Source organism: Streptomyces subrutilus (genome assembly GCF_001746425.1).
Classification (GTDB): domain Bacteria; phylum Actinomycetota; class Actinomycetes; order Streptomycetales; family Streptomycetaceae; genus Streptomyces; species Streptomyces subrutilus_A.
This window is the reverse complement of the sequence record NZ_MEHK01000001.1, coordinates 6,341,159-6,357,814: the sequence shown is the minus strand read 5'-3', so window position 1 is coordinate 6,357,814 and position 16,656 is coordinate 6,341,159. Positions and strand designations below refer to the sequence as shown.

Here is a 16,656-nt window from a genome sequence, read left to right as displayed (position 1 = left end):
TGTCACCGCCCGCCGGGGGCGGCGTCACGCAATCAGGCCTCCGGCGTGCCGGTTTCCCCGGCGCCCTGCTGCTCTGCGGCGATCTTGGCGCGCACCTCGTCCATGTCGAGGGCGCGGGCCTGCCCGATGAGGTCCGTCAGGGCGGCCTCCGGCAGGGCGCCGGGCTGGGCGAAGATGGCCACCTGATCGCGGATGATCATCAGGGTGGGGATGGAGGTGATCTGGAAGGCTCCGGCCAGCTCCTGCTGCGCCTCGGTGTCCACCTTGGCGAAGACCAGGTCGGGGTGCGCCTCCGAGGCCTTCTCGTAGACGGGGGCGAACTGCAGGCACGGCCGGCACCAGCCCGCCCAGAAGTCGATCAGCACGAACGGGTTCTCGCTGACCGTCTGGTCGAAGTTTTCCTTGGTGAGCTCGACTGTAGCCACGGTGTCCTGCCTCCTGATTGGGCGTTCTGCTGCTTGAACGAACGAGGTCTCCGCATCATTCCGCCCCCGGCCGGACGGCGCCTAGAACGGATGCCCCGCCGGGGTGGCGCGGGTGGTGGTCCAGCGCAGCTCGGTGAAGGCGTCCAGGTTGGCCTCACCGCCGAACCGGGCCCCGGTGCCGGAGGCGCCGACCCCGCCGAACGGGACGACGGCCTCGTCGTTGACCGTCTGGTCGTTGACGTGGGCGATCCCGGTCGGGATCCGGTCGGCCAGGTCCAGGCCGCGCGCCGCGTCCCGGGTGACGATGCCGAGGGAGAGCCCGTAGGGGCCGGCCGCGGCTAGTTCCACCGCCTCGTCCTCCGTCACGAAGGACCGTACGGGCGCCACCGGGCCGAAGACCTCCTCGGCGTAGGCGGGCGTGTCGTCACCGACGCCCGCGAGCACGGTGGGCCGGTAGAAGAGGTCCCGGTGGGTGCCGCCCGCGACCAGCTTGGCGCCCTGTGCGGTGCTGGCCTCCACCAGGGCGTGGACGCGCTCCACCTGGCCGCGGTCGATCAGCGGGCCGAGGTGGACCCGCTCGCGGTACGGGTCCCCCACCGCCAGCGCCTCGGCGCGTACGGCGAGCCGCTCCACGTACTCGTCGTAGAGCGAGGCGTGCACGAGGTGGCGGCCGGCGGTCATGCAGATCTGGCCCTGGTGGAAGAAGGAGCCCCAGGAGGCCTGCGCCACGGCGGCCTCGACGTCCGCGTCGCGGAGCACGACGAGCGCCGAGTTGCCGCCCAACTCCAGGTGCGCACGCTTGAGGTGACGGCCCGCCAGTTCGCCGACGGAGCGGCCCGCGGCGGTGGAGCCGGTGAAGGACACCACCCGGACGCGGGGGTCGGCGACGACCGCGGCCCCCGTCTCGGCGCCGCCCGGCAGGATGTGCAGCAGGCCGCCCGGCAGCCCCGCCGCGGCGAAGACCGCGGCGAGCGCGAGGCCCCCGCACACGGCGGTGCGCCGGTCCGGCTTGAGGAGCACCGCGTTGCCGAGGGCCAGCGCGGGCGCCACCGAGCGGATCGACAGGATCAGCGGGGCGTTGAACGGGGCGACGACCCCGACCACCCCGGCCGGCACCCGTCGGGTGAACGAGAGCCGGGGCGCCTCGCTCGGCAGCACCTGCCCGGTCGGGCGGGAGGCCAGCGCGGCGGCCTCGTAGCACTCCTGCGCGGCCACGTGCAGCTCGAAGTCGGCCTTGCCGGGGATCGAGCCGGACTCCCGCACCAGCCATTCCCGCAGCTCTTCGGCGTGCGTGGCGAACAGGTCCCCGGCGCGGCGCAGCACGGCCGCCCGCTCCGGGTGGGTGGTGCGCGCCCAGTCGTACTGCGCGGCCCGGGCCCGTACGGCGGCCTCGGCGACATCGGCGGGCGCGGCGAGCCCGATGGTGGCGAGGGTGCGCCCGGTGGCGGGTTCGACGACCGGTGCCTCGCCGCCGGTGAGGGTGGGTCCGTCCTGCCAGAGCGTCGGATCGAGGAGCGGCATGGCGCGGTGCCTCCGGGGGGGGATGGGCGGGTGCCGGGGCGTTCGGGGGGGCGGCAGCACGCGCCATCGTGCCAGACCGAAGGCGTCACTTCTGTTCACTTATTGGGCAGTTGACGGGTGACGGTGACCGGAAACGATCGACGATCCTGAACCCGGGCGGGTTCAGGATCGCCTCGAGCGGCCTGACCGCAAGACGGGCCTCAGCGCTCCAGGACGAGCGCGATGCCCTGGCCGACCCCGATGCACAGCGCCGCCATGCCGGTGCCGGAGCCCGCCGCCGCCAGCTGGTGCGCGACCGAACCGGCCAGCCGGGCTCCCGACGCGCCCAGCGGGTGGCCGATCGCGATGGCGCCGCCGCGCGGGTTGACCACGTCCGGGTCCAACTCCGGCCAGGCCGCGAGGCAGCCCAACGCCTGGGCCGCGAACGCCTCGTTGAGCTCGAAGGCGGTGAGGTCGCCGAACCCGCGGCCCGCCTTGCCGAGCGCCTGCTGGACGGCGTCCACCGGGCCCAGCCCGAAGAGCTGGGGCTCGATTCCGGTGACGGCGGAGGCGCTGATCCGGGCGAGCGGCTCCCGGCCGGTGGCGGCCAGCCCGGCCTCGTCGGTCAACAGCAGTGCCGCGGCCCCGTCGTTGAGCGGGGAGGCGTTGCCGGCCGTGACCGTGCCCCGGCCGTCCGTCCGGAAGGCGGGCTTCAGCCGGGCCAGCGCCTCGGGTGTGGAACCCTCACGGATGCACTCGTCCCGTACGAGGTCCACGCCCTCGTAGGGCACGACCTCGCCGTCGTACAGACCGGCGGCCCAGGCCGCCGCCGCCTTGCGGTGGCTCTCCAGGGCGAAGGCGTCCTGCGCCTCGCGGGTGACGGCGTACTTGTCGGCGACGAGTTCGGCGCCCTCGCCGAGGGACACGGTCCACTCGGCGGGCATCCGCGGGTTGGTCATCCGCCAGCCCAACGTGGTGGACCACATCTGCTGGTGGCCGGCCGGGAAGGTGCGTTCGGGCTTCTGCACCACCCAGGGGGCGCGGGTCATCGATTCGACGCCGCCCGCGATGCCGACGGAGGCGTCGCCGAGCGCGATGGCCCGGGCGGCCTGGATCACGGCTTCGAGGCCCGAGCCGCAGAGCCGGTTGACGGTGACCCCGGGGACGCTCACCGGGAGGCCTGCCAGCAGGACCGCCATCCGGGCGACGTCGCGGTTGTCCTCGCCCGCGCCGTTGGCGTCGCCGAAGACGACGTCGTCGATGCGCGCCGGATCGAGGTCGGGCGTACGGTCCACCAGCGCGCGGACCACGTGCGCGGCGAGGTCGTCCGGCCGGACTCCGGCGAGGGCCCCGCCGAACTTGCCGATGGGGGTGCGGACGGCGTCGACGACGTAGACGTCGCGGACGGTGCGGATGCTCATGGGTTCGCTCCTGGGCGGATCCGTACGGGCGGTGGCGTTCCGGTGCGTGGGTGGGCACCGCGGGACGCCCCCGTGCGCGCCCGGTGGGACGCGCCCGCAGTCTCCGTCCGCAGGTCACCGCCTGTCAACGGCGCCCGGTGGAGTGTTCTGGAAGCGATCTCCGCTGCACGGGGGCCCCGCGGTCGCTCCGGAAGACGCGCCCGGTGCGCCGGCGCGTCAGGTCGACTCGCGGTGGACGGCCGCGGCCGTCATCAGGTCGTGCCGCTGCGTGACCTCGGACGGTTCGCGCACCGCGCGGTCCACGAGCGAGGCCAGGTGGTCACCGGTCGGCAGCTCGATCTGCACCGTGCTCAGCCGGGGCCGCAGTAGCCGGCCGATGAGCAGGTCGTCGGCGCCGATGACGGCCACGTCCTCGGGGACGCGCAGCCCCTCGTCCTGCAGGGCCCGCATCAGCAGCATCGCGTACTCGTCGTTGTACGCGAAGACGGCGTCCAGCCCGAGTCCGCGCCAGCGGGCCGCGAGCGCCGCGGCCGACTCCTCGGAGTAGGCCATCGGCAGGGCCTCGATCCCCACCGCGGGACCGGCCGCGGCCCCCGCCGCCTGTCGGGCACCCGCGAGCCGGGGCCCGGAGAACAGCTCCAGCCCGTCCTCCTCGGGCACGACCACGCCGATCCGGCGCCGGCCGCGTGCGATCAGGTGGGCGGCGGCGCGGGCCCCGACCTCCTCCTGGTTCATGACCAGCGCGTGCGCTCCGGGCACGCCGACCGGCCCCATGGCGATCACCGCGCGGGCCCCGGCCCGCTTGAGGGTGGCCACGTTGTGCGCCGAGACGGCACGGGCGGCCTCGTCACCGCTGAGGCCGAGGCTCCCGTACTGGACCACGGTGTAGTCGAGCCGGCGCAGCGCCCACTGGAGTTCGTTGAGGAAGGTGCTGTACAGCGGCCCGATCGGCACGTGCGAGGTGGGCAGCAGCACGATCCGGGTGCGTCCGGCGCGCAGGCTGCGGGCCGCCGCGTGCGGGACGTAGCCGAGTTCCTCGGCGGCCGCGCGCACCTTGCGGCGGGTCGGCTCGCTGATGCGCACGGCCTCCGCGTTGTTCAGGACGTACGAGACCGTCGCGCGCGACACCCCCGCGAGCCGGGCCACGTCGGCGCTGGTCGGCACGGGCGGCGGCGGGGGCGATGCGGGCGGCGGCACGACGGATCCGGCTTCGGAAGCGGCCGCCGGTTTCGGCGATTTCGGCGATTTCGGCACCGGCGGCTTCGGCGATTTCGATGACTGGGACATTGCCGTGGCATTTTTCCAGACCGGTCGCGGCGGGGGTCTGGCGGATGGCCTGAATCGAATGCCACACAGTGGTTGAACGATTCATTGACACGTGTAATGCCTGCCTCGCACCCTCTTCGCCCGGCACGCCGTCTCGTGTCCCCCGTCGTGCCGTCGCCCTGTCGCGCTCCGTCGCACCCCGCTGTCGCGACAGGGCGGCGCGCCCCCCCGCGAACTTCGGCCTGATCCCAGGGCTGGGGGGGTGCACCTAGTCATCCCCGCCACTCCCCACTACGGTCTCCCTACCGATCGGTAAGGGGGAGTGGTCGCGGTGTGTGATCCTTCAGCGTCAACGGTCCCGGCGGCCGGACCGGCCGCCGGCGGCTCCGGGTACGGCTCCGGTTCCGGGTACGGCCCCGGCGGGCCCGCGAGCCTGGTGGAGATGGTGGCGGCCCTTTCCGAAGGAACCGTCTCCGCCCGGGAATTGACGGAGTGTTCGCTGCACCGGATCGCGGCCGCCCAGCCGGAGCTGAACGCCTTCCGGACCGTGCGCGCCGAGGCGGCCCTCGCGGAGGCGGACGCCGCGGACCGGCGGCTGGCCGCGGGCGAGCGGCTTCCGCTGCTGGGGGTCCCGCTCGCCGTGAAGGACGACATGGACGTGACCGGCGAGCGGACCTTCTTCGGCTGCGCCGGGGACTTCCCCGCCAAGACCGCCGACAGCGAGGCGGTCCGCAGGCTGCGCGCGGCCGGCGCGGTGATCGTCGGCAAGACCCAGACGCCGGAGCTGGGCCAGTGGCCGTTCACCGAGGGCGGGGCCTTCGGTGCGACCCGCAACCCGTGGAACCCCGCCTACACGCCCGGCGGTTCCTCAGGCGGCTCGGCGGCCGCGGTGGCCGCCGGGCTGGTCCCGGCGGCGCTCGGCTCCGACGGCGCCGGCTCGGTCCGCATCCCCGCCTCATGGACGCACCTGATAGGCGTGAAGCCGCAGCGCGGGCGCATCTCCACCTGGCCGGAGCCGGAGTCCTTCCACGGGCTCACGGTCAACGGCGTACTGGCCCGCACCGTCGCCGACGCGGCGCTGCTGCTGGACGCCGCGAGCGGTCCGCACCCCGAGGACCTGCACCGCCCGGCCCTCATCTCGGCCGTCGAGGCGGCCCGTCGCACCCCGCGCCGGCTGCGCATCGCGCTCTCGTTCGCGATGCCGTTCACGGCGACGCCCAAGTCGCTGGACCCGGAGGTCCGTTCGGCGGTGGAGCGGCTGGCGGGGCGGCTGGAGTCGCTGGGGCACGAGGTGGTCCCGGAGGACCCGCGCTACGGGCCGATCGGTCTGACCTTCGTGCCCCGGGCTACGAGCGGCGTACGGGACTGGGTGTCGCGGGTCCCGGATGCCGCGCTTTTGGACCCCCGTACGCACGAGGCGGTGCGGACGGGCCGGATCCTGGGCGGCCTGCCGCTGCGGGCGGCCCGGCGGGCGGAGTCGGTCCTGCGCCGGCGGGTCGGGGAGATCTTCCACCGCTTCGACGTGGTCCTGACCCCCACGACGGCCACCCCGCCCCTGCGGATCGGAGCACTGTCCGGCCTGGGGGCGATGGCCACGGACCGGGCGATGATCGCCGCCTGTCCGTACGCCTGGACGTGGAACGTCCTGGGCTGGCCGGGCGTGAACATCCCGGCGGGCTTCACGGAGGACGGCCTGCCGGTCGGAGCCCAGCTGCTGGGCCCGGGCGACTCCGAGCCCACACTGCTGAGCCTCGCGGCGCAGGTGGAGTCGGCGGAGGGATGGGCCGGACGATGGGCCGGGGAGTGGGCCGAGCAGTGGGCCGGGAACTGCGGGAGCCGGTAGCCCTCGGCTCACGCCCCGTCCGTGAGCAACTCGGCCAGATGCCCGACGAAGGCGGTCAGGAAGTCCCGTCGCGGCCCGCTGCGGGCGATCCGGAACCCATGGCGGCGGCCCCCGAACGCGGCTTGCACGGCATGGAACTGGGCCCAGCGCCGGACGCGTTCACGGTCGAGTTCGGCGGCCTCGGCGAACAGGTCCAGGACGCGGTAGACGGCCCTGCCCAGGTCGTCGGACTGGAGCAGGGCCGGTGTGCGCGCCTTGAGCAGGGTGCCGCCGTCATAGGCGGGGTCTCCCGCGCAGCCCTTGGGGTCGACGGCCGCCACCGCGGCGCCCACCACGTGGCACGGCAGAAAGTGCGGCAGCGCTCCGGCGTCCTCGCGCAACCGCTCCTCCCAGGCGTCGGCCCGCTCCCGCAGCCGGGGCAGGCCGGGCGGCGCGGGGACGGCGAGACGGCGGCCCAGCCGCCGTCCATGCCGCCCCGGCGCCTCGCTCGCGCTCCAGCGTGCACCGCGCGAACGCCTCCGGAATCCCGACCATCCGGGCACCTTACGCGCCAGTCCCGCTCCGGGACCCGTCACCGCGTCGGTCTCCGCCTCGGCGCCAGAGCCCCCACAACGGCTGTTGATGAACGCCGATCCGCTGTACGTTCACCGAGCTGATCGCCGAGCACCCCCGGCTCACTGCCACCGCCCTGCAGACCGTCGGCAGCAAGGGCTACGACGGCCTCGTCATGGCCCTGGTCACCGCGTAACCGCGACGGCCGGCCGCGGGTGCCGGGCAAGCGGAACCCCGACCCGCTAACCTCACCCGGATGACGGCCCTCTCCCCCCACGGCAACCACCGCGCCGACCAGCCCGGCCGCGACGGCCACACCGCCACCACCGAGGCCGATCCGCGCGCCATCGGACCCGTACGGACTTCCTACGCGCCCGACCCCGACGGCGATCCGGATCCCGGCGAGATCGTCTGGACCTGGGTCCCGTACGAGGAGAACGACGGCCGCGGCAAGGACCGCCCGGTGCTGGTCGTGGCGCGGGAGCCGGGCGGACGGACGCTGCTCGCGGTGCAGTTGTCCAGCAAGAGGCACGACCGCGACCGGGAGTGGGTGCCCATCGGCACCGGTCCGTGGGACAGCGCGGGCCGGGAGTCCTGGGTGGACGTCGACCGGGTGCTGCGCGTGCACGAGGCGGGCATGCGGCGCGAGGCCTGCGCCCTGGACCGGGGCCGCTTCCAACTGGTGGTCGACCGCCTGCGCCAGCGCTACGGCTGGCGGTAGCCGCACGGAGAACGGCCACCCGCCGGGCTGCCTCACCGCACGCCCCTTTAGCCTGGGGGCGCGGTAGAGGCAGAGCAAGGGGAGCGGACGGCAGTGCGGATCGAGCGACACCAGGTGGACGGGGCCGCGCTGTCGGCGGCCCGTGCTGACTTCGGCCGACGGATCGGCGGGCAGGTCCACTCCCTGGCGAAGGCCGGTCCGGTGACCGGCCACACCTGGTGGCTGATCGCACGGGAGTTCCTCGACTACCTGGGCGCCCTCTCGGTCGAGGTGCCCGCTCTCGACACCGCGGAAGCGAAGGCCGCGCTCGGCGACGCCGCCGAGGCCGCCGCCGGAGCCGTGGCCTACGGCGCGTACTACCCGCGCGTACCGTTCGACGTCTTCCTGACCTCTTACGCGGACTTCGGCCTGCGCTACGACGCCGAACCCGACGGGCTCCCGGAGCCGGTCAGCGCCGAGCGGTGGATCGAGGCCTTCTGCCTCGCCGTTCTCGTCGACAAGACCGAACTCCACGGCGAGGCCTTCCACTTCGCCCGCAGGGAGCCCCAGCGGGACAGCGCCGGAACGCCCTCGGGCGAGCTGATCAACGGTCTGCTCGCCTATGTGAGCGGCGACATCGGCAGGGAGTACCAGAAGGTCCCGCCGACCCGCGGGGAGAAGCTCGCCGCGCTCGACACCGCACTCGCCCGGATCGCCGACCGCCAGGCCGGGAGCGCGGAGGACCTCGCGGGCCACCCGCACAGCGCCGGGCTGCGCGCGCTGCGCGCCCTGGCCCAAGGCGACCGGGAGGCCTTCCGCGAGGAGTTGGCCGCGCTGCTGCTCCCGTACGCCGAACTCGGCGCCACCACCCCCGGCGGCGGCCCCGCCCCGGCCCCGCGCTCCCTACTCCCCCTCCTCCCGCTGGCCCTGGCCGCGCTCGCCCGGCGCCGCGAGGGCTGGCAGCCGCCCGTCGAGACCGGCTATCTGCCGCGGGCGCTGGTCACCGGCTTCGAGGCCGCCGCCCCGCGGGTCGGGGCGTACGGCCGGGCCCGCCGGCCCGACGCGGTCGCGGCGCTGGCCGCCGGTCCGGTCACGGTCGAGCGGCCGGCGCGGCCGCAGCCCGTCCACCCCGAGGCCGAGGCACAGTTCGAGCAGTACGCCCGGGAGGCCCTCACCCCGGCGCCGGGGGGGCCGCACGAAGTCTGGCAGCTGACGCGGGCCGTGGACTACCACGTGCTCCTCTTCAAGGCGCGCGCCGCGCGGTCCTCGAACGCCGCGGAGGCCACCGCAGCCGCGCAAGCCGCGGACACGCAGTTGGAGGGCCTGCGTCTCGCGGCCCGGCTGAGCTCCACCGTCTTCCGTGCGGCGCTCGCCGAGCCCGGAGGCGAGGTCGAGGTGACCGTCGACGGGGAGCGGCTCACCTACCCGGCCGAGCGGGACGAGGACGCCGGCCCCGGGCTGTGGCACCGGGGAGTGCTCCTCGCCCTGATCACCGGCCGCCGCGAGGACCTCGCCCCCTTCGTGCTCACCGGTCCCGCGTTCCACGAGAAGGACCGTTCCGCCTACGCCTCCTACCGTCGGGCCCTGCACGACTACCTGCGCGGCGAGGACCCCGGGCCCGCCACGGACCGGGCTCTGGCCGACGCCCCGCGGGCCAAGGGCTGGGGCTTCGAGGAGCCGCCGGCCGTACTCCTGTCGCAGCTGGTGGAGGGGGACGAGGAGAGCTTCAACCTGGCGCTGCTGGACGCCCTCGAAGCCCATCGCGACCACTTCCTCGTCGCCGACCGCGGCGAGCACCCCGACGCGGCGGTCAGCCTCGACGTCCTGGCCCTGGCCTGCCATGCCCGCCGCCGGGGCTGGAGCATCAGGGTCTCGTCGGCCTACCTGCCGGGGCGCCTGCTCCAGGCGGCCGAACCCTTCTAGACCGTCTCTTTCGGATCTTGCCTGACCCGGAAGAGGCGCCCTAACCGCCCTGGCCCGCGGCCCGGCCGAAGGCCCGTTCGAAGGCCTCCCGGGTCGCCGGCTTGCGGTCCAGGATTCCGAACACCACCCGCTCGAACACCCCGGCGAAACGCCCGGCCAGCAGCCCGCGGAAGGCCTCGGCCACCACCGCCGGGTCGTTCTGGAACACCCCGCACCCCCACGCGCCGAGCACCAGCCGCCGGTATCCGTGCAGCGCGGCCACCTCCAGGACGAGCCCGGCCCGCCGGACCAGCGCTCCCGGGATCTCGGCGGCCCGCTCGGGCTCCTGGCGGCGGATCGTGCCCGCGTTCGGGGCCGGGGAGGTCAGGAAGCCCACGCGGAACGGCGCCTCCAGCAGATCGCCGCGGTCGTCGCGGAAGACGGGGACCCCGGGCGAGTGAATCACCCGGTCGGTGTAGAAGGTGCTGCGTTCCGCACGGTGCACCTCGTAGTACTCCGGAGCCTCCAGCAGGGTCTCGTAGAGAGCCGAGGCGCGGCACAGGGCCTCCTCCTGCGCCTTGGCTCCGCGGACGTAGCCGCCCCCGGGATTCCGGGCCGAGGCGAAGTTCAGCACCGCTACCGGAGCGTCCCCTTCCGCGAGCCGGCGGGCGGCGGCCGTACTGCTCTCCCCGGTGACCTCGACGGCCGTCCCCTCCCCGCCCCCGGCGATCCCTTCACCTGGAATCGCCCAGTTTGGTCCATATATTCTGGTTCCTGCCTTGGCTTCCGCCAGGGCGGCGGCCAGATCCACCCGCCGTCCCGACCGCGTCCGGTAGCCACCGGCCGCCACGATGTCCGCGTTCTCCCGCGCGATCTCACGCAATCTGCTGCTCACACTGGAATCCTGCGCACCGAAGCCCCAAAGGTAAAAGGATTTTGCACCCGACAGACGGGTAGGCACGGGTGATGTCACGACCGACGTCACGACCGACGACAGGAGAAGAGGACCCGGTCATGCCACAGGTCTCACCCGCTCCCCCGCCCACACCCCTGTCCGAGGAGCAGGCCGAGGACCTCGTCCACGGCATCTGCTTCAAGACCGGCCCGCCCCGCCTCCTCGGTGCCGAGCTCGAATGGCTGGTCCTGGACGCCGAGCGGCCCGGCCGGCCGGTGTCGCCCGAGCGGCTGCGGGCCGCGCACAGCGCCGCACACGCCCTGCCCCTGAACTCCCGCGTGACCGTCGAGCCCGGCGGCCAGCTGGAGCTCAGCTCGGCCCCCGCGACCTCCCTCAGCCGCTGCGTGGACGGCCTCCAGTCCGACCTCACCGCCGTACGGGCCGCCCTGCGGGCGCAGGGCCTGCTCCTGGAGGGCCACGGACAGGATCCGCGCGTCCCCCACCGCCGGCTGCTGGCCAGCCCGCGCTACGACGCGATGGAGGCCTATTTCGACCGCACCGGCCCGGCCGGGCGCGCCATGATGCGCGCCTCCGCCTCCGTGCAGGTCTGCGTCGACGCCGGATACGAGGAGCCCGGCGTGCTCGGCCACAGCCGGCGCTGGCGGCTCGCGCACCTGCTCGGCGCGGTCCTGGTGGCCGCCTTCGCCAACTCCCCCGCGTACGAGGGCCCGTACGCCGACTGGCGCTGTGCCCGGCAGGGGAACTGGGCCGACATCGACAGCCGGCGCTCGCTCGCTCCGCCGTTGGACGGTCCGCCGCGCGACGGGTGGACCCGTCAGGCGTTGGACACCGAGGTGATGTGCGTCCGGTCGCACGACGGCGAGCCGTGGACGATCCCCCGCGGCCTGACCTTCCGCGACTGGCTGCGCACGGGCGGCGACCCGGTCCACCCGGGGCTGCGGCCCCCCACCGCGGAGGACCTGGAGTACCACCTGACCACGCTCTTCCCACCGGTGCGGCCGCGCGGCCACCTGGAGCTGCGGATGATCGACGCGCAGCCCGGCGACGACGGCTGGCTGGTCCCGGTGGCCGTCGTGCACGCGCTCTTCGACGATCCCGAGGCCGCGGAGACCGCGTACCGGGTGACCAAGGCGCTCGCCGACGCCTACGGCTCCGCACCCGCACCCCGCAACCCCCTGTGGCTGGCCGCCGCCCGGCACGGCCTGACCGATCCGGAACTGCGGGCCGCCGCCAAGACCTGCTTCCGGGCCGCCGCCGAGGCGCTGCCCCGGCTCGGGGCGAGCGATCACGTCCGGGAGACGGTCGGCGCCTTCACCGAACGCTTCGTGCTGCGCGGCCGCTGCCCGGCCGACGACCCGCCCCGGCCGCTGTCCGCCGCCGCAAAGGAGGCCCGCCGATGACCACCGGAGCCGACCCCGGCCCGCGCGAGCGGGCGGCCGCCGCGCTGATCGCCGCGCGGGCCCGCACGGCCGCGCTCACCGACCCGGTGACCGACCGGGACCTGGCCGCCCAGCACTCCCCCCTGATGTCCCCGCTGGTCTGGGACCTGGCTCACATCGGGAACCAGGAGGAGCTGTGGCTGCTCGGCCGCGTCGCCGGACGCGAGTCGATGCGCCCCGAGATCAACCCCCTCTACGACGCGTTCCAGCACCCCCGCTCCGAGCGGCCGCAGCTGCCGCTGCTGGGGCCGGCCGAAGCCCGCCGGTACGCGGCCGAGGTGCGCGGCCGGGTCCTCGACCTGCTGGAGAGCACCCCGCTGGAGGGCAGCGCACTCCTCGACGAGGGCTTCGCCTTCGGGATGATCGCCCAGCACGAGCAGCAGCACGACGAGACGATGCTGATCACCCACCAGCTCCGGCGGGGCGAGGCCGTGCTGTCGGCCCCGGAGCCCGATCCCCCGTACGAGCCGCCCCGGACGGCCGAAGTCCTGGTGCCGGGCGGTCCGTTCACCATGGGGACTTCCGCCGAGCCCTGGTCGCTGGACAACGAGCGGCCCGCGCACACCCGGGACACGGAGCCTTTCTGGATCGACACGGTGCCGGTGACGAACGCCGCGTACCAGGCGTTCATCGCGGACGGCGGCTACCGCGAGCCCCGCTGGTGGGCTCCGGCCGGCTGGGACCAGATCCGCGAACACGGCATCGGGGCCCCGCTGTTCTGGCGCCGTGAGGCCGGCCAGTGGCTGCGCCGCCGGTTCGGGGTGACCGAGCCCGTTCCCGACGAGGAGCCGGTGCTGCACGTCAGCTGGTACGAGGCGGACGCGTACGCCCGCTGGGCGGGGCGCCGGCTGCCCACCGAGACCGAGTGGGAGAAGGCCGCCCGGCACGACCCCGCCACCGGCCGCTCCCGCCGCTACCCGTGGGGCGACGCGGATCCGGACCCGCTCCACGCCAACCTGGGCCAGCGCCACCTGCGCCCCGCCCGCGCCGGCAGCTACCCCGCCGGGGCCTCGCCGCTCGGGGTGCGCCAGCTGATCGGCGACGTGTGGGAGTGGACGGCGTCCGACTTCCTGCCGTATCCGGGGTTCCGGGCCTTCCCGTACCGCGAGTACTCGGAGGTGTTCTTCGGCCCCGAGCACAAGGTGCTGCGCGGCGGCTCCTTCGCGGTGGACCCGGTGGCCTGCCGGGGCACCTTCCGCAACTGGGACCTTCCGGTGCGCCGGCAGATCTTCTCGGGCTTCCGCACCGCGAGGGACGCCTGATGTGCCGTCATCTCGCCTACTTGGGCCCGGTGGTGGCACTAGGCCGGCTGCTGAGCGAACCGGAGCACTCGCTGGTGCACCAGTCCTGGGAGCCGCGCCGCCAGCGCAGCGGCACCGTCAACGCCGACGGCTTCGGCGTCGGCTGGTACGCGGAGGAGGACCCGGTCCCCGCGCGCTACCGCCGGGCCGGGCCGATCTGGTCCGACCTGACCTTCGCCGACCTCGCCCGCGTGGTGCGCAGCGAGGCCGCGCTGGCGGCCGTACGCGATGCCACCCGGCCAGGGGCCGACGGGGAGGCCGCGGCGGCGCCGTTCGCGGACGGGCCCTGGCTGTTCAGCCACAACGGGGCGATACGCGACTGGCCGCACGCGGCGGCCCCGCTGGCGCTCGGCCTGCCGCCCGTGGAGCTGCTCCAGCTGGCCTCGCGCACCGATTCGGCGCTGGTCTGGGCGCTGGTCCTGCACCGGCTGCGGGCCGGAGCGGACCTGGGCGAGGCGCTGGCCGACACGGTCGTGGAGGTGGCCTCGGCCGCTCCGGGCTCGCGGCTGAACCTGCTGCTGACGGACGGGGCGGCCATCGCCGCGACGGCCTGGGGCGATTCGCTGTGGTACCTGGCGGATCCGGAGACGGAGCGCATGGTGGTGGCGTCGGAGCCGTACGACCGCGACTCCCGCTGGTGCGAGGTGCCCGACCGGACCCTGCTGACCGCCACCCGTACCCGGGTCGAGCTGACCCCCCTCAAGGAGACCCCGATGGGGGAGAAGGAGCGAGCGTGAGTGACTTCCAGTTGACCCGGACCCTCGACGAGCACACCGCGGAGACGGCGCTGCGCGCGGACGTGGCTCGCGGGCTGACGCGGACGCCGAAGGCGCTGCCGCCGAAGTGGTTCTACGACGCGCGGGGCAGTGAACTCTTCGAGGAGATCACCCGGTTGCCCGAGTACTACCCGACGCGGGCGGAGCGGGAGATCCTGCTGGAGCGGGCCCAGGAGATCGCTTCGGCGAGCGGGGCGCGGACCCTGGTGGAGCTCGGTTCCGGCTCCTCGGAGAAGACCCGGCACCTGATCGAGGCGATGCCCGCGCTGGACACCTACATCCCGGTCGACGTGAGCGAGAGCGCGCTGGCCGGAGCCGCCCGGACGCTCCTGGAGGAGCATCCGGGGCTGCGGGTGCACGCCCTGCTGGCCGACTTCACGCGCGCCCTGCGGCTGCCCGCGTCACCGGGGCCGCGGCTGGTGGTGTTCCTGGGCGGCACGATCGGGAACCTGCTGCCGCCGGAGCGGGCGGTGTTCCTGGCGTCCGTACGGGCGATGCTCTCGCCCGGGGACACGCTGCTGATCGGCACGGACCTGGTCAAGGACGAGGCGGTGCTGGTGGCGGCGTACGACGACGCCCAGGGGGTGACGGCCGAGTTCAACCAGAACGTACTGGCGGTGATCAACAGGGAGTTGGGGGCGGACTTCCACACCGCCGACTTCGCGCACGTCGCGGTGTGGAACCGGGAGCAGGAGTGGATCGAGATGCGGCTGCGGGCCAGGTCGGATCTGCTGGTGAAGATCCGCGCCCTGGACCTGGTGGTGCCGTTCACCGCGGGTGAGGAGATCCTGACAGAGGTGTCCGCGAAGTTCCGTCAGGAGGGCGTGCGCAAGGAACTCGCCTCGGCCGGGCTGGAGTTGGTCCAGTGGTGGACGGATGCGGCGGGCCGTTTCGCCCTGTCCCTGTCGGTCGCCGGCGGCGCGGAGCGCTGAGCCGGGATGCCGGGCAGGGATGAGGCGGGGGTGATCGCCGTCTGAGCCGCGGCCGCGAGGTCCCGCCGGTCGGCGTGCCGGCCCGGCGGGATCCGCGGCAGCAGCGTGACCTCGGCCCGCACCCCGCGGGCCCGCGCGATCCGCCAGAGCGAGGCGGTCAGCGGGTCGTCCCCGACGAAGGCGGGCTCCCCGGCCGTGTCCCCGTCGCACCGCAGGTAGGCGAGCCGGACGGGCTGTACCGGGACCCGCGCGTCCAGGGCCGATTGGAAGGCCGCCCTGCGGAAGGCGCCCTGGGCGCGCCCGCACCAGGTGGAGCCCTCGGGGAAGACGGTGACCCGGTCGCCGTCCAGCAGCGCGCGCGTGAGGGCCTCGACGGTGGCCGGCAGGGCGCGGATCCGCTCGCGTTCGATGAACAGGGTCCCGGCGCGTCCGGCGAGGCGGCCCAGGACCGGCCAGGACCGGATGTCGCTCTTGGCGAGCATCCGGCAGGGCAGGACGGCGGCGACGAGCGGGATGTCCAGCCAGGAGATGTGGTTGGCGACGATCAGGCGGCCGCCGCCCCGGCCGGGGCTGCCGTGCACGGTGATCCGGATACCGAACGCCCTGACCAGCGCGGCCGACCAGGCCCGCACCACCGCGTGCCGGGGCCTGGCCGGCAGGAGCCGTACCGGTGGGGCGCCGAGGATCCCGGCGAGGACCAGCAGGACGGCGGCGGTGAGCCGGAGCACCGCGAGCGGGGCGCTCGCCGTGCTCCCCTCGTGGCCGGCGCAGGCCTCGGGGGTGCAGGGCGAGGTGGGCAGCCAGACGCTCATGCGCCCGGGACGAGCGAGAGGAAGTGCTTGAGGTAGCGCGGGTTCGTGCGGCGCAGGGACAGCAGTACGTACAGGTCGGCGCAGCCGAACCCGGCGTCGAGGGCGGGCTCCCCGCAGACCCAGGCGCCCAGCCGCAGGTAGCCGCGCAGCAGCGGCGGCAGCTCCATACGTGCGGGGAAGGTGATGCCCTCGGGGCTCCAGGGGATGTGGGGGGTGACCCGGTACTCCTGGGGGGCGAGGGCGCGGGCCAGGGCCGCCTCGCGGGTGGCGGCGGCCAGCACCCCGCCGTCGGCGAGCGGTATCGAGCAGCAGCCGGCGAGCCAGTTGTGCCCGGAGCGGTCCATGTAGCGGGCGAGGCCGGCCCAGATCAGCGCGATGACGGCGCCGTTGCGGTGGTCGGGGTGGACGCAGGAGCGGCCGACCTCCACCAGGTCGGGGCGGATGGGGGCGAGGGCGGAGAGGTCGAACTCGCCCTCGGAGTAGAGGCGTCCGGCGACGGCGGCGCGCTCGGGGGGCAGCAGCCGGTAGGTTCCGACGACCTGCTCGGTCTCCTCTTCGAGGACCAGGAGGTGGTCGCAGTAGGCGTCGAAGGAGTCGATGTCGAGGCCGGGCTCGGGCCCGTCCAGGCGGGCGCCGAGCTCCCCGGCGAACACCTGGTGGCGCAGCCGCTGGGCGGCGCGCACCTCGTTCTCGTCACGGGCGAGGCGTACGGCGTAGCGCGGACCCTGGACGGGGACGGGGACGGGGACGGGGACGGGGACGTGTGCGGGAGCGGGGGCGCTGCCGGTGGCGCTGCCGGTCGCGGTGGGGAGGAGGGGGGACGGGGACAGGGGTGCGATGGTCATGGCGGCTCCTGATCCGGGCGCGGACA

General features: G+C 74.6%; 15 protein-coding genes and 2 pseudogenes. 9 read left to right on the top strand and 8 right to left on the bottom strand.

Annotated features, from left to right (window positions below; translation table 11 throughout):
- Positions 1 to 32: 32 nt before the first annotated feature.
- The 4 genes from BGK67_RS29155 to BGK67_RS29140 form a co-directional block, all read right to left on the bottom strand.
- Complete coding sequence (locus BGK67_RS29155; RefSeq protein WP_069922873.1) at positions 33 to 425, bottom strand: thioredoxin family protein; 393 nt, start codon at positions 423 to 425, stop codon at positions 33 to 35.
- An 81-nt stretch (positions 426 to 506) separates the two neighbouring features.
- Positions 507 to 1,946 (bottom strand): aldehyde dehydrogenase family protein, encoded by a 1,440-nt coding sequence (locus BGK67_RS29150; protein WP_069922872.1) that lies wholly within the window; start codon positions 1,944 to 1,946, stop codon positions 507 to 509.
- A 200-nt stretch (positions 1,947 to 2,146) separates the two neighbouring features.
- The gene (locus BGK67_RS29145; RefSeq protein ID WP_069922871.1) at positions 2,147 to 3,346 is read right to left on the bottom strand and encodes a thiolase family protein; all 1,200 of its coding nucleotides are present in this window, start codon (positions 3,344 to 3,346) and stop codon (positions 2,147 to 2,149) included.
- Positions 3,347 to 3,562: 216 nt separating this feature from the next.
- Positions 3,563 to 4,510, bottom strand: a complete 948-nt coding sequence (locus tag BGK67_RS29140) for a LacI family DNA-binding transcriptional regulator (RefSeq protein ID WP_244291519.1) — start codon at positions 4,508 to 4,510, stop codon at positions 3,563 to 3,565.
- Between BGK67_RS29140 and BGK67_RS40255 the strand changes: the two genes are divergently transcribed.
- Positions 4,440 to 4,709 (top strand): hypothetical protein, encoded by a 270-nt coding sequence (locus BGK67_RS40255; protein ID WP_244291535.1) that lies wholly within the window; start codon positions 4,440 to 4,442, stop codon positions 4,707 to 4,709. The two genes, BGK67_RS29140 and BGK67_RS40255, sit on opposite strands and share 71 nt — an antisense overlap.
- Positions 4,710 to 5,054: 345 nt before the next feature.
- Positions 5,055 to 6,455 carry an amidase gene (locus BGK67_RS29135; protein ID WP_069922869.1) on the top strand — a complete coding sequence of 467 codons (1,401 nt, stop codon included), beginning with the start codon at positions 5,055 to 5,057 and terminating at the stop codon, positions 6,453 to 6,455.
- A gap of 8 nt (positions 6,456 to 6,463) precedes the next feature.
- Here BGK67_RS29135 and BGK67_RS36655 read toward each other — a convergent pair.
- Positions 6,464 to 6,916, bottom strand: a pseudogene (locus BGK67_RS36655) (aminoglycoside phosphotransferase family protein); the annotation flags it as partial.
- A gap of 182 nt (positions 6,917 to 7,098) precedes the next feature.
- Here BGK67_RS36655 and BGK67_RS40250 point away from each other — a divergent pair.
- The 3 genes and pseudogenes from BGK67_RS40250 to BGK67_RS29120 all read left to right on the top strand — a co-directional run.
- A pseudogene (locus BGK67_RS40250) lies at positions 7,099 to 7,203 on the top strand (methyltransferase); the annotation flags it as partial.
- 60 nt (positions 7,204 to 7,263) lie between these two features.
- Positions 7,264 to 7,728, top strand: a complete 465-nt coding sequence (locus tag BGK67_RS29125) for a type II toxin-antitoxin system PemK/MazF family toxin (protein ID WP_069922867.1) — start codon at positions 7,264 to 7,266, stop codon at positions 7,726 to 7,728.
- Between the two features lie 93 nt (positions 7,729 to 7,821).
- Entirely contained in the window at positions 7,822 to 9,630 is a 1,809-nt protein-coding gene (locus BGK67_RS29120; protein ID WP_069922866.1) for an immunity 49 family protein, read from the top strand.
- Positions 9,631 to 9,670: 40 nt separating this feature from the next.
- On the opposite strand, the gene BGK67_RS29115 is transcribed toward BGK67_RS29120, so the two are convergent.
- The gene (locus BGK67_RS29115; protein ID WP_069922865.1) at positions 9,671 to 10,504 is read right to left on the bottom strand and encodes a TIGR02452 family protein; all 834 of its coding nucleotides are present in this window, start codon (positions 10,502 to 10,504) and stop codon (positions 9,671 to 9,673) included.
- Positions 10,505 to 10,623: 119 nt separating this feature from the next.
- Between BGK67_RS29115 and egtA the strand changes: the two genes are divergently transcribed.
- From egtA to egtD, 4 genes are read left to right on the top strand one after another with little or no spacing between them, the layout of a single operon-like run.
- Positions 10,624 to 11,925, top strand: a complete 1,302-nt coding sequence (gene egtA / locus BGK67_RS29110; protein WP_069922864.1) for an ergothioneine biosynthesis glutamate--cysteine ligase EgtA — start codon at positions 10,624 to 10,626, stop codon at positions 11,923 to 11,925.
- Positions 11,922 to 13,226 carry an ergothioneine biosynthesis protein EgtB gene (gene egtB / locus BGK67_RS29105; RefSeq protein ID WP_069922863.1) on the top strand — a complete coding sequence of 435 codons (1,305 nt, stop codon included), beginning with the start codon at positions 11,922 to 11,924 and terminating at the stop codon, positions 13,224 to 13,226. The genes egtA and egtB overlap by 4 nt, the downstream gene beginning before the upstream one ends.
- Positions 13,226 to 14,002: an ergothioneine biosynthesis protein EgtC gene (gene egtC / locus BGK67_RS29100; protein ID WP_069922862.1), complete on the top strand. Its 777-nt coding sequence runs from the start codon at positions 13,226 to 13,228 to the stop codon at positions 14,000 to 14,002. Before egtB ends, egtC begins: the two co-directional genes overlap by 1 nt.
- Positions 13,999 to 14,973 carry an L-histidine N(alpha)-methyltransferase gene (egtD, locus tag BGK67_RS29095; protein ID WP_069922861.1) on the top strand — a complete coding sequence of 325 codons (975 nt, stop codon included), beginning with the start codon at positions 13,999 to 14,001 and terminating at the stop codon, positions 14,971 to 14,973. The genes egtC and egtD overlap by 4 nt, the downstream gene beginning before the upstream one ends.
- On the opposite strand, the gene BGK67_RS36650 is transcribed toward egtD, so the two are convergent.
- Both BGK67_RS36650 and BGK67_RS29090 read right to left on the bottom strand, forming a co-directional pair.
- Complete coding sequence (locus BGK67_RS36650) at positions 14,856 to 15,785, bottom strand: lysophospholipid acyltransferase family protein (protein ID WP_141754077.1); 930 nt, start codon at positions 15,783 to 15,785, stop codon at positions 14,856 to 14,858. The genes egtD and BGK67_RS36650 overlap by 118 nt on opposite strands.
- On the bottom strand, positions 15,782 to 16,630 hold the full coding sequence (locus BGK67_RS29090) for a GNAT family N-acetyltransferase (RefSeq protein ID WP_079154428.1): 849 nt from the start codon (positions 16,628 to 16,630) through the stop codon (positions 15,782 to 15,784). The genes BGK67_RS36650 and BGK67_RS29090 overlap by 4 nt, the downstream gene beginning before the upstream one ends.
- Positions 16,631 to 16,656 lie beyond the last annotated feature (26 nt).

Bases quoted from the DNA above. Each gene is read 5' to 3' on its own strand.
- BGK67_RS29150 (WP_069922872.1), bottom strand. From the start codon at position 1,946: ATGCCGCTCCTCGATCCGACGCTCTGGCAGGACGGACCCACCCTCACC.
- BGK67_RS29145 (WP_069922871.1), bottom strand. From the start codon at position 3,346: ATGAGCATCCGCACCGTCCGCGACGTCTACGTCGTCGACGCCGTCCGC.
- BGK67_RS29135 (WP_069922869.1), top strand. From the start codon at position 5,055: ATGGTGGCGGCCCTTTCCGAAGGAACCGTCTCCGCCCGGGAATTGACG.
- BGK67_RS29125 (WP_069922867.1), top strand. From the start codon at position 7,264: ATGACGGCCCTCTCCCCCCACGGCAACCACCGCGCCGACCAGCCCGGC.
- egtA (WP_069922864.1), top strand. From the start codon at position 10,624: ATGCCACAGGTCTCACCCGCTCCCCCGCCCACACCCCTGTCCGAGGAG.
- egtB (WP_069922863.1), top strand. From the start codon at position 11,922: ATGACCACCGGAGCCGACCCCGGCCCGCGCGAGCGGGCGGCCGCCGCG.
- egtC (WP_069922862.1), top strand. From the start codon at position 13,226: ATGTGCCGTCATCTCGCCTACTTGGGCCCGGTGGTGGCACTAGGCCGG.
- BGK67_RS36650 (WP_141754077.1), bottom strand. From the start codon at position 15,785: ATGAGCGTCTGGCTGCCCACCTCGCCCTGCACCCCCGAGGCCTGCGCC.
- BGK67_RS29090 (WP_079154428.1), bottom strand. From the start codon at position 16,630: ATGACCATCGCACCCCTGTCCCCGTCCCCCCTCCTCCCCACCGCGACC.